Raw genomic sequence first — 12,290 nt, 5'->3', positions numbered from 1 at the left:
AATAAAAACTGCTACTTTCATCAATTTAATATCAACATGAGCAAACATAATATTAGACTGAAGGATATTGCAGAGGAATTGGGTATCAGTATCCCCTCTGTATCCAGGGCCTTGAATAACAAACCAGACATTGGAATTGAAACAAAAAAGAAGGTATTTGAATTAGCAGAGAAGCTTAATTACCAGCGAAATCAATTTGCCATTAATTTCAAAAACCAGCAATCTTTTATAATTGGTGTAATAATACCTCAGATAGTACACCACTTCTTCTCAAACGTAATTAGCGGAATCATAAACGAGGCCGAGAAAAGAGGCTACAGTATTATGCTATTTCAAAGTAACGAATCATTTGAATCAGAACTCAAAGGAGTAGAAACCTTTCAGAAAAGTATGATTGACGGATTGATCATATCTCTATCCGACAACACAAATGATGTTAGTCATCTTAAATACCTGCAAGAGCATAATGTACCTGTAATTCTAATTGATAAGATTACTGATGAATTAACATCTGCTAAAATAATTTGCGATGATTTCAAGGGGGCATACTTTGCAACTGAGCATCTTATTAGTTTAGGCAAGAAAAAAATTGCCCATATAACCGGCTCTTTAAATCCATACACTACAAAAGAAAGATACAGAGGATATAAGTCAGCATTAAAAGACTATGGCTTAGGTTTTAACGAAAAATTGGTTAAAAAATGTAACCTGGTTTCACGAGAAGAAGGCTATACCACAACTTTGGCCCTTTTAGCAGAAAATGAAATACCCGATGCGATTTTCTGTGCTACAGATCCTACCGCAATAGGAGCAATTAAAGCAATTAAAGAAAAAGGATTGCGAATTCCTTTTGATATCGCAGTCATGGGATTTAGTGATTGGAAAATGTCTTCTGTGGTAGAGCCACCACTTTCTTCGGTATCCCAACCTGATTATGAGATGGGTAAAAAAGCCGTTGAGCTTATTACAGAAGAAATACACTTGACTAGAGCAAATAAGCCCATAAAATATGAAACCTTTGTCATGGAAACTTCACTAGTTATTAGAGAATCCACAATGGGAAAAAGATAAAAGCACCTGTTTAACTTGGCACTTCTATCATTTTAAGATCAATTAATTTTGATTCCTCATAACCAATAGACATGTAGCCAAAAACCCCTCCTGCAGACTCAGCTACTCTCTTAGCAATATCTTTCATGGAGCTTATAAATTGCGTTGCCCAATCCTTATCAACTTTATTTAATACTGTATTTAACTTCTCCAAGTCCTCAATGACTACCTTACTTCTTACTTCCGCATCTTGTGGATAAGAATTTAGCAATTCATTAAGACTCTTTTCAAAATCAGGAGCGATTTCCTGGTAATAACTTAACAGCTCCCTCCGAGCTTTACTCTGCTTAATTTTTGTAAGGTTTACTGCTTCTTTCAATTCACTCTTGCTAATTTGGTCATCTGCACCAGCAATTAAAATAGTAACCATCGCTGGTATTTTTTTAAGTAAATCGATTTCTGATTCCGATAGGTTTTTTAGTTCTGTTATCATAGTTTATGCAATAGTTAGATTCTTAGGCAATATATGTATTCAAAAAAATTATTATTACTGATTTACAAATTAATATTCTATTTTCGATTAACCTATCCCAATGTTCTGTAAACTTGGGTACTATTTCGGAAAATTCTTATGATGATTAATAGTCTCTATCTGATATTGATGATGTTTCATATGCGCCACAAAAAATTGCATGGTTTGGAGTATGTTTAGCTTCCCTACCGCAGGATGGGAAAATATGAAATGACCGATTTTCTCTTTATCAAAATCAGTTAAAAAAGTAAACATATCACTTCTGATCTTGTCCCATTGATGTGAAAATTGGTGCGGATCCTCGCTTATATTTAAACTTTCTTTTTTTTCACCAAGAATTTTGGGTGCTTGATATTTCTTCCTTGAATTCAGTCTATTTACCAGCATCATTGTTTTGACCGCAGCTTTTAATCCTACCTTTTCATTTTTTCTGTTGAAGTCGAAATTTTGCATAAACTGTAAACTTATGTGCTCAGATGTATACAAATGCTGCATCACATCAAGCATTGACCATGACCCTACTTCTGGGTGAAAATTTAACTGCTCTGGACTGAATACTTGAAGTAAAGCATCGTAATAAGCTTTACCCTCTTCCATACGTTGCCAGTGCTTCTGAATTTTTGAATCCATAATAATTTCTAAAAATTTAAAGAATTTGAAATTAGGAATTTTATTGAAAACAATTACTTAATTATAGCAAAAGTCATCCATACAGGTAGGTGGTCAGAAATATCTTCTGCATCTCTTAAGACGTCAGAATCAATTTTTCGAATCTTGTTATTATTATAAAATATATAATCTAATCTTTCATAAGGATCTTCTGAATTGAAAGTGAAGAAGCGCGATTCATTCTTAAGGTATCTATCTTTATCTATTGCCTCACCGATGAACGGACAATCTAAAAATATTTTAATACTTTTTTCAGCTTCACCCACACTTGTAGCAAAAGGTGGGCGACTATTAAAATCTCCCATTAGTATTACAGGAAACTCTTTTGCAAAATTATTAAAAACTTCTAAAACTATTTGAGCCTGACTTTCTCGAGTCTCCTTATCGAAGGCTTCCAAATGAACATTCATGATAATTAAAGTATCTGCACCAACTTGCACTTTACTTATTTGAAGTACTCTATCCAAATAAAAGGCATCATAATAAAAGGGTGTATTAAATGGTTTATCCAATACCACTAACTCGTTAGATAGTATTTGACTTTTACTAAGAATACCTTGCCCAGAATACATCCTTCCAAAATGAATATTTATTGGAAAGTAAGGGAATGGAACATATGATTTATCCCAGTTTACTGAATAGGCACCCTGTCCAAAATTCAGATATTTTCCTAAGCTGTCAAATTGGTTATATGTAAAGCTCCTAGCAGAATTAAAATCAACTTCTTGCAATCCTATAAAATCAAAATTGTAGGGCTCAAGAAGATTCACTGCTCTTTCAAAATTACCACTAAACAAGGACTCCTTTCTAGTAATTGAAAGGTTATTTGTCATACCTGATAAGTACCCTATATTATAACTTAAAACGGACAAAGTATCATAGTCCCTTTTCAACGAATCGCCATAGGTAACTACTTGATTATATTGACTCTGATCATTAAAGGATGAACTAGCCCAGAAATAAAAACCAGTAATAGCAAAAAGTACTAGTGCGGAAATGGATACCACGATCTTCTTCATTTTATGAAAATACAAAACTCCAAAGAAACAAACTGAATAATAGAAAATAAATTCAAGATCTAGCAAAAAATAATATTTAATTATTCTAAGATCCAAAAAATAACTAAAACAGAAGAGAATGAAAGTAAACTTAAATCAAACTTCTTATGCACCTTCATCAGATAAAATATTAGAAAACTACATATCAATATAATACCATTTACAGCTTAGAAATAAATCTCACATAAACATTAGTGATATTACATTTAAGCGAAAATACGCATCTTGGTAATGGTAAAAATAGACCAAATATTATATGGGCTGTAAAATAAAACAAAGAACTTCACCTGGGTAATTAATTAAAGTAATACTACACTTAGTACCGATTATGATTTCATTCATAACATCTTATAACAAATCAACCAAGTATTACATTAACATAGGAACACTGTCCAAATAATATTCTGTTAAGAAGTATTTTTTTTAATTACGCTAAAAGTTAAATAAGCAGATGAGATTTTAATAAAATTCGCACCAACATCGTTTAATACAATATATATTTATTAAGATCAACGTCATCAAGGATGCTAATCACTGATAATTTTTTAGGTGTTGAAAAAGATACATAAACTAGATATTCACTAAAATTGTACTTTAACAATCTACCCCAGCCTTTTCTGTAAATTCTTAAAACTATCACCAATTGCTTAAGTTTGTGATGGGACCCATAGGAAAAACAGATATGAAAAGATTTTCTAACATTGAGCAGTACGGTACATTTTTCAAAAGCTTAATTCAGAAAGAAAGGAAAGCAGAAATGGAGTTTCATTTGCACGAAATTCAGCACTACTCAGGCCGGCAACGGGAAGCAAAGGGCAGGGCCATTTTAGGCTTAACTGGTAAGGATGCAGGTTCAGGAATTGGAGGTGTATTTTTAGTAAAACTGGTCAAAGCGTCTGGGCTTTCTGACAATGAAATTTCCAATGGTGATGTAGTCATTATCTCGAAGGAAACACCAACCGGAAAAGAAGACCAGGCGACAGTGGTGAGCAAGACAAAACGCAGTATAACTATAGCATACAATAAGCTACCACCCTATTTGGTTTTTGGCAGAAATTTAAGATTAGATTTGTTCTCCAATGATATCACTTTTCAAAGAATGACGGAGGCAATTGACAAACTACAATTGCTGCCTTCCTTGCAAAAATACATACAATCAGTAATTGCATTAAATGAAGAAAAGAATAATTCCGATTTAAACAATATTGATGATGACATCTTGAATAGCAGACAAAACAAAATCATTCAAAAAGCACTTTTATCAAATGATATTTTTCTAATACATGGCCCACCTGGAACTGGTAAAACCACTACCCTATCTCATTTGGTAAAAGCATTGTTCAAAAAGGGTAAAAAGATATTGCTGACAGCTCCTTCCAATACCGCTGTTGATAATATTTTAGAAAAATTGCAGAGACTGGAAATTCCTGCTACCCGAATAGGTAACCCTATTCGCATGGATGAAAACCTACTTAGTTTGAGCTTAGATGTCCAGTTGCAAGATCATCCTGATTATCAACAAGCCAACAGTATTTGGAATAGAATTCAAGTGCAAAAAAAAGAACAAAATGATTACGTACCGGCTACAGGACAAAACAGAAGAGGGCTAAGTGATAACAAAATAATACAATTGGCCAGCTCTAAAAAAACCTACAGAGGAATACACTCTGGAAAGCTCAGAAAAATGGCAAAATGGATTTCAATTCAGCAAGAGATTAACAAAAATTATGAAGAAGCTCAGGCTCTGCAAAATGAAGCCATTGAAAGTATTTTGGAGAAAAGCCAGGTGATTTGTACTACAAACTCTTCAGCCGGCAGTGATCTTTTAAAGGATATTATCTTTGATATTGTATGCATTGACGAAGCGACTCAATCAACGGAACCAGAATCTCTGATCCCATTGGTAAAAGGAAAAAAATGGATTCTAGCAGGCGACCATCAACAGCTACCACCAACTGTAAAAGCTAAAGAAGCAAATGAATTAAAAACCAGTTTGTTCGAAAGATTTCAATCGGAACTTCCGTCTGACCGAATGGATCTATTGACAATTCAGTATAGAATGCATCAGGAGATAATGAGATTCTCAAATGAAAATTTTTATCAAAACAAATTAAAAGCTCATCCCTCGGTTTCAAAACACAGTTTAGACGATCTACCTGGATTTGATCCTTATCGTTTTGTAAACCCAATGATTCAAGAGGTAGTACAAGCTTCTAAACCAGTTGTTTTTCTTCCTTGTCCAGAAGGAATTGAAAAACAGTTAACAGACAGCTATTCCTTTTTCAATCAAGCAGAGATAGATTTAACTAAAGAAGTCACTGACTCTTTATTGTCTTCCCGTCTGTTTCCTGAAGACATCGGGATTATTTCTCCATATGACCAGCAAGTAAGCCGTTTAAAGTCTGCACTAAGGGATTACCATGTCGAAATAAAATCCATTGATGGATTTCAAGGAAGGGAAAAAGAAGTCATTGTCTTAAGTTTAGTAAGATCGAATGCAGAAGAAAACATAGGTTTTTTAAAGGATTATAGGCGTTTAAATGTTGCACTTACTAGAGCCAAAAGAAAATTAATAATAATAGGGAACCCTAAAACATTGATTTCAGATCCCATGTACAAATCTTTGATCAAAAATAACTATATTCAAGAACAAGCATGATTTAAGACTTATATTTGTGTTTGTGGCAATAAAATCCATTATCCTGCATGAGATTTAACTTTCTGATACTTTTTACGGTTTTCTTCAATTTATCTTTTGAATTACACCCCCAACAATTATCTAGTTCCCAAGACAGTATCATTTCAACGCTTAATTCCTTGAGATTCAATTATCCTGATTCTGCTTTGGATCATGTCAATAACGAAATACAGGCAACAAAAAATACTAAAAGTGACTACTACGCAGAGTTACTTTTCCTAAAATCAGCTATTCAGTATGTACAAAGTAATTATCTGGAGTCCAGAAACACGTACAGAAAACTATATAATCTATCTCATGAAATCAGTAATGATATAGGAATTGCCCGAGCATTAAATGGAAGAGGATTAATTTATCTAGGAAGAGAACTCTATGACGAAGCTTTAGGTGAATTCAGTAAAGCACTAAAAGTCAATAAAAAAATAGGCAATGAAAGAAATATTACTGTCAATCTACTCAATATTGGAATTTGCTATCAGGAGTTGGGAGAGATAGAAAAAGCACTAGATTCTTATAGAAAGTCTTATAGTATTGCAGAGCAAAATGATCTCCCTATTTACGCCTTGATGAATATGAATAGACTAGGGACAGTTTTTTTAGACCAACAGGAACTAGATTCGGCTGAATATTATTTACTAAAAGTATATTATGAATCACCAAATCAATGGGAAAAAAGCTATAATTTGAGTGGCTTGGCTGAATTAGAATTAAAAAGAAAGAACTATCACAAAGCAATAGAATATGGAGCTGAATCATTAAGAATTGCCAAGGAAATTGGTGCTAAATGGGATGCCTCGGAAGTTGCTCTTAAATTAAGCCAAGCACAGGAAAAGTTAGGATACACCAAAAAAGCGCTAGAATTCCATAAATTACATAAAAGCTATAGTGACAGCCTGTTAAATGAGGAAATGAATCGCGAAATCAACTGGGCCGAACTACAACAAGCTAAAGCTGAAAATAATCAACTCAATATTGAAAAAGAACTACTTTCCGCCAAATCAGATAGGAATATGCTGACCATCTATTTGATGAGTGCTCTCATTTTATTTTTGGTAATTTTGGCTTTTCTCTATCGGAGACATTTAAAACAAAAAGACAAATACAATCAAAATCTAAGCAGCATCAATAAGCAGTTAGCTGACAAGAAACTTTTAATAGAAATACAAAATCAAGAGTTAAAAGAAATCAATAATACTAAAAACAGGCTCTTTTCAATTCTTTCTCATGATTTACGATCTCCGATTAGTTCTGTTAAACAATTATTAGAAATTGGTGACAAAATCTCTACAGAAGACTACACAAAGTATAGTAAAAAGCTAACCAAAGAAGTTGGGAAAGTTGATGAACAAATCAATGCCCTCTTGAAATGGGCTAACACGCAAATGGATGGTTTCGAAACCAATCCCCAGAAAATCAAATTAAGTGATTATATCAGTGCCTACATAGAAGACATTAGTTTTATCGCAGATGAAAAAGAGGTGGAAATCATTCATCATATAGCTGATTTTTATGCGTGGATTGACCCGTTTCAATTAAAAATAATTGTGAACAACTTACTCAATAACTCGCTAAAATATACTTCCAAAGGAGATCAAATTAAAATTGATTATTTAGCACATGGCAATCAAATCCAAATACGTATTGAAGATAGTGGAATGGGAATGGATGAGGAAACCTTAGCAATAATTAAATCCAGTAGTAATAACCGAACCTACTCAAAAGAAGGTACCTCAAAAGAAACCGGAACAGGTTTAGGAATGCTTCTTGTGAAACAGTTTTTGTCCTTCAATCACTCATCAATGGACATAGAAAGCAAAGAAGGGACAGGAACACGCTTTGTTCTAAGCTTCCCTAAAGCGAAAGATAACTGACTATGATTTCCACTCTTATTCATTATAGCCTGCATTTTATTGCACCATTAGCTATTGCATATCTATACAGCCCTAAAAAATGGAAAAGGGCTTATTTGATTTTAATCGGAACTATGCTGGTGGACCTAGATCACCTGTTAGCAAGCCCAATTTTTGATCCTGAAAGATGCAGTATTGGTTTCCATCCTCTTCACTCCTATTTCGCAATATTGATATACTTATTCTTATTATTTCCAAAAATAAGTCGTCTGGTGGCAATCGGCTTGCTTTTTCACATGTTTACTGATGCCCTAGACTGTATACTTCAAGGAACTTTCTAAATTGACTGAAACGGAAAAATTATAGGTAAAAAGACAGTTGCTAAAATCCAAAATAATAAATTAAGCATCACCCCTACTTTCGTGAAATCGGTGAATTTGTAACTACCGGCTGTATAAACCATGGTATTAGTTTGATAACCAATAGGCGTCATAAAACTTGCAGAAGCAGCAAAGGTAACCGCCATCAAAAAGGGCGTAGGCATTAAACCTAATTGCGTGCTTATCGCTATTGCAATTGGGGCCATTAATGCAGCAGTGGCATTATTAGACATTAGTTCGGTCAAAAATGATGTTGCCAAGTATAATCCGCTTAACACTACAATGGGGCCGAATGAGCCTAATTGACCTAAAAGTCCCCCAGCGATTTTTTGATCTAAGCCGGTATTGGTCAATGCTACTCCAAAGCTTAAGACCCCTGCTAATAAGAAGACAATCTTCCAATTAATGGCTTTATAGACTTCCCGCATATTCAGGACATTCAACAAAACCAAGGCCACAACTCCTGCCATAACCGAAATTACAATATCTAGCATTCCGAAGGTGGCTAAAGCAATCACGATACCAAGCACGGAGATTACAATCAAAAATTGCTTCTTATTAAAGTCAATTACATGATCAGATGAAAGGAGAGCAAAAGGAGCGTTCTGACTCATTTCCTTTTTGCGAAGTTCTTTTACGTAGTGAGATTTCACTTCTGCCAATAACACATCCCCTGCTTTTAGTTTAATATCATATAAATCTTCGTGCAAAACCTCTTCCCGATGCTTTATTGCTAGCGGAGAAGCCCTGAATCTCCTACGAAAATCTACTTCCTGCAAGTTTTTACCGTCAAATTCGGAATTAGCACTAATAACCATCTCCACCAGGGAAGTACCAGTACCTTGCAAGTTATCGCCTGCCATTTTCAAGGATGAACCTTCCAATACTTTAGCTCTGCTTTTTAACTCTTTAATATTTGATAAATTACAACGCACCTTAAGTATATCTCCAGCATGTAAAATAAAGTCCCCCTGTGGTAAGTTGTAGCGCGTGCCATTCCGATTGATTTCTAAGATGTCAATTTTTAAATCATTAACCAATGCGCTTTGCATTATGGTTTTTCCTATGGAATCAGTGTTTTCTTGTAATTCAATTTCAGTGAGATACTCTCTCATACCAAATTTCTCTTCAAGATTTTCATCGTTTCTTCGATTTTTAGGCAAAATCCGTGAACCAATTAGCATCATATATAAAGTACCTACCAAAACCAAGATTAAACCAAACGGCAACAATTGAAACATACTAAAACCTTCATAGCCGTACTCTTGCGCTATACCGCTTACTAAAACATTTGTAGAAGTACCTATGTACGTACAGGTTCCTCCAAAAATGGAAGCAAAAGAAAGTGGAATTAGTAATTGAGAAGGACTTTTACCTGTACTCTTAGCAATTTGTATAACCACCGGTATAAAGACAGCAACCACCGGTGTATTGTTTATAAAAGCGGATATCAGAGCAATCAATAACATCATCAAAACCAATCCCCAACGGAAATTCCTCTTAAAGATGTCAGATAGTTTATAGGCCACAAATTGCAAAGCGCCAGTTTTCAAAAGAGCTGCACTCATGACAAACATAAAAGCCACAGTAATAGTGGCGGTATTGCTAAATCCTTGAATTCCTTCAACCGGACTAATTACACCAGTTATCACCAAAGCACAGATAATAACCAATCCGATCAGATCAACTGAAAGTTTTTCAGTGACAAATAAAACAATTGCCAATAGAATGACCGCTAGCGTCACAATAACTTGAAAATCCATACATTAGGTTTAGTCACACAAATATAGGATGGAAATACTATAAATCTACTAAACCTATAGAGAATTAGATAAATTCAATGATTGACGATTAATAAACAGCGATGAGAATGATTATTGGGGTTAAACCAAAACGATAAAAACTAAATACTTTTCAGTACCTAATAATCATTGAAGTAAATCAATTAATTTCTAAAACATTGAATAAAAACTTCAAAGAAAAAATCTAAGAAACTTAAAAAACTATCATAAAAAGCTAAATTACAATAATGGACCACGTCAGATTTGAAAAAATTCAAGATACAAGTTTCCTGATTCTCGATTATTCTAGGCTTCGGAAGACTTGATGATAGATAGATTAGAATATGCAAAAGAATTACTTTTAGAAAGAAATATAATAACACCTATCATCATTATTGTTAATGACAAAAACTACTTCACACCAAAATTTATGAGGAAGAGTGAACTTGTCTATGCCGAAATAAAGCACTTAATAAAAAAGGATATTGGAATTCTTGGTTTATCCTCAACCCAAATACTAATTTTTAAGTCATTCGTAATACTGGGTAACCGAAAACTAAGAGAGTTCAATTCAAAAGATGAGGTAATAAAATTTCATCGCTTTGGAGACTCTTAAAACTAACCACCTGATTCGTTTTATATTCCATATTGCATACTAAAACAGATCCATAATATTGCCTTTTAATTATCAAGATTTGTCAAAAACTTAAATGGAGTACCACCTAGGTTTCGCTCTCCAAACTGTTTTTTCAAAATAGCGAATTCTTTTTTGTGATTAGTAGGGAATACGTTTCGAATGGCATTCAAATTCTTGATATTGCTTATTAAATCTACATCTAATTGATCGTAAGGTAAACCAATCATTCCGCAAATTTTCTCCCCTAAAAGATAAGCCATCATGGTTTCAGTTGGGAAACGAAATGGAAGAGGTTGATTTTTAATATAGTTTTGTAAATTTATAGCCAACATTTCCCCTTCTTTTGAAGGTCTAAAATTTCTGCTTTTTATCTTGTGCTCTAAAATAAAAGAATCTTGATTATTTTCAGGAAGAAGATGACTTGCTACTCCCAGCATTTTCCCGATAATATTCCAATACCTAATATAGTGCAAAGAATCACTACTTGAGATGCTAAAACCCAATTTTCTCAAGCCACGAATGGCTATCAAAGAGAAAGAAAGATTAGTACCTGCCATGTCCTCCTGATTCACAGGGACACCTAGATCAGAACTCCATTTATTAGATTTATTTAAATGGTAACGGATGGCCGCATGCATCAATCTTACCTTAGCTATACTAATAAATCCTTTCCCGTTTGGAGTAAAAGCTTCCGGGCTACAAACATCAAAAACGAATTCAGCCGTTTCCGTTAATCGCTTTTCAGGCTGTTCATATATCCTTTTGGAAAAACTCAGTACTTTAGCACCCTCAGCTGCAGCATAACAATATGGCAATGAAAGCATTCCTAAACACAGCATGATGGCGGAAGCATGCTCTACATAAAAGTTTGCCCCCCTCTCTTTAAGATTTTCGTCAATTTGGTAGGCTTTTATTTCTTTAAAATACTGTTTCAAACTCTCTGGAAATGCATCAGGAATGTTCTGATGATTGAAGACCAGTTGATTGTAAGCGTTATTGGATAGCGGATTAAAGCCACTCTCAAATAAGTCTTTTACTGTTTCATCGGCTAAATTGTCACCTGTTTTACGGGCTAAATCAAGAGCTTCATTAGGATATTTAATTGCTTTTGTTTTCACTATATGCTTAACTCAAAAGTAGAGAAATTGATTTGATAACTTACCAATAATTAAGCTGGAGAAAACAAAAAAGTTGCTAGGTGCATCCTAAACCCATCCTCAAAAAGAATGAATAGTATCAACCCTACTTCTCAATATCTCCCATCTGAATATTTAAGGCTTTTACGCTGATTTGAATTTCTAGAATAGAAAGCAATAAGGAAATCATCAAAAGCACCAGAGAAAATCCAAAAATGATACTGCCCATCATTTGATATTCTTGATAAATTGTGAACATGCTTACTACGCAAAAGAATAGGGAGGAAATCCCTAATAACTGCATATTTCGAATCAAAATCACCCTTTTTTTCAAATTGGTAATTTGAGCTTTAATATTTACATCTTTCTCATTCATATACCTACCATGCAAATTTCTTATCAAATTGGCTAAAGCTAAAAACCGATTGGTATAGGCCAATAATAAAAGAGAAATTGCTGGAAACAATAATGCAGGTGTCGTTAAGGAAATCTCCATTAA

The 12,290-nt window shown here is 34.0% G+C and carries 11 protein-coding genes; 5 read left to right on the top strand and 6 right to left on the bottom strand.

Annotated elements, in window-relative coordinates; translation table 11 throughout:
* Window positions 1-36: 36 nt before the first annotated feature.
* Window positions 37-1,071, top strand: a complete 1,035-nt coding sequence (locus tag Q3Y49_RS13230) for a LacI family DNA-binding transcriptional regulator (protein WP_303268797.1) — start codon at window positions 37-39, stop codon at window positions 1,069-1,071.
* Window positions 1,072-1,081: 10 nt separating this feature from the next.
* On the opposite strand, the gene Q3Y49_RS13225 is transcribed toward Q3Y49_RS13230, so the two are convergent.
* From Q3Y49_RS13225 to Q3Y49_RS13215, 3 genes are all read right to left on the bottom strand, one after another.
* Entirely contained in the window at window positions 1,082-1,543 is a 462-nt protein-coding gene (locus tag Q3Y49_RS13225; protein ID WP_303268796.1) for a hypothetical protein, read from the bottom strand.
* Between the two features lie 120 nt (window positions 1,544-1,663).
* Entirely contained in the window at window positions 1,664-2,212 is a 549-nt protein-coding gene (locus Q3Y49_RS13220) for a DinB family protein (RefSeq protein ID WP_303268795.1), read from the bottom strand.
* A gap of 53 nt (window positions 2,213-2,265) precedes the next feature.
* Entirely contained in the window at window positions 2,266-3,270 is a 1,005-nt protein-coding gene (locus tag Q3Y49_RS13215; protein WP_303268793.1) for an endonuclease/exonuclease/phosphatase family protein, read from the bottom strand.
* A gap of 721 nt (window positions 3,271-3,991) precedes the next feature.
* Here Q3Y49_RS13215 and Q3Y49_RS13210 point away from each other — a divergent pair.
* The 3 genes from Q3Y49_RS13210 to Q3Y49_RS13200 are packed head-to-tail and all read left to right on the top strand — an operon-like array spanning window position 3,992 to window position 8,198.
* A complete protein-coding gene (locus tag Q3Y49_RS13210) occupies window positions 3,992-5,968 on the top strand; it encodes an IGHMBP2 family helicase (protein ID WP_303268791.1) in 1,977 nt (658 codons plus the stop codon).
* Window positions 5,969-6,015: 47 nt separating this feature from the next.
* The gene (locus Q3Y49_RS13205) at window positions 6,016-7,878 is read left to right on the top strand and encodes a tetratricopeptide repeat-containing sensor histidine kinase (RefSeq protein WP_303268789.1); all 1,863 of its coding nucleotides are present in this window, start codon (window positions 6,016-6,018) and stop codon (window positions 7,876-7,878) included.
* Between the two features lie 2 nt (window positions 7,879-7,880).
* The gene (locus Q3Y49_RS13200) at window positions 7,881-8,198 is read left to right on the top strand and encodes a DUF6122 family protein (protein WP_303268787.1); all 318 of its coding nucleotides are present in this window, start codon (window positions 7,881-7,883) and stop codon (window positions 8,196-8,198) included.
* Here the strand turns inward: Q3Y49_RS13200 and Q3Y49_RS13195 are convergent.
* Window positions 8,195-10,000, bottom strand: a complete 1,806-nt coding sequence (locus Q3Y49_RS13195; protein WP_303268784.1) for an SLC13 family permease — start codon at window positions 9,998-10,000, stop codon at window positions 8,195-8,197. The two genes, Q3Y49_RS13200 and Q3Y49_RS13195, sit on opposite strands and share 4 nt — an antisense overlap.
* A 343-nt stretch (window positions 10,001-10,343) precedes the next feature.
* On the opposite strand from Q3Y49_RS13195, the gene Q3Y49_RS13190 reads away from it, so the two are divergent.
* Complete coding sequence (locus Q3Y49_RS13190) at window positions 10,344-10,634, top strand: hypothetical protein (RefSeq protein WP_303268782.1); 291 nt, start codon at window positions 10,344-10,346, stop codon at window positions 10,632-10,634.
* 65 nt (window positions 10,635-10,699) lie between these two features.
* Here Q3Y49_RS13190 and Q3Y49_RS13185 read toward each other — a convergent pair whose 3' ends face one another.
* Window positions 10,700-11,773, bottom strand: a complete 1,074-nt coding sequence (locus Q3Y49_RS13185) for an oxygenase MpaB family protein (protein WP_303268780.1) — start codon at window positions 11,771-11,773, stop codon at window positions 10,700-10,702.
* 124 nt (window positions 11,774-11,897) lie between these two features.
* Window positions 11,898-12,287, bottom strand: a complete 390-nt coding sequence (locus Q3Y49_RS13180) for a DUF2721 domain-containing protein (RefSeq protein WP_303268778.1) — start codon at window positions 12,285-12,287, stop codon at window positions 11,898-11,900.
* Between the last annotated feature and the right edge of the window lie 3 nt (window positions 12,288-12,290).

Origin of the sequence: Marivirga harenae, from assembly GCF_030534335.1 — a bacterium.
Lineage (GTDB): Bacteria > Bacteroidota > Bacteroidia > Cytophagales > Cyclobacteriaceae > Marivirga > Marivirga harenae.
The sequence above is the reverse complement of the archived record's forward strand: the minus strand, read 5'-3'. Positions and strand labels throughout refer to the sequence as shown.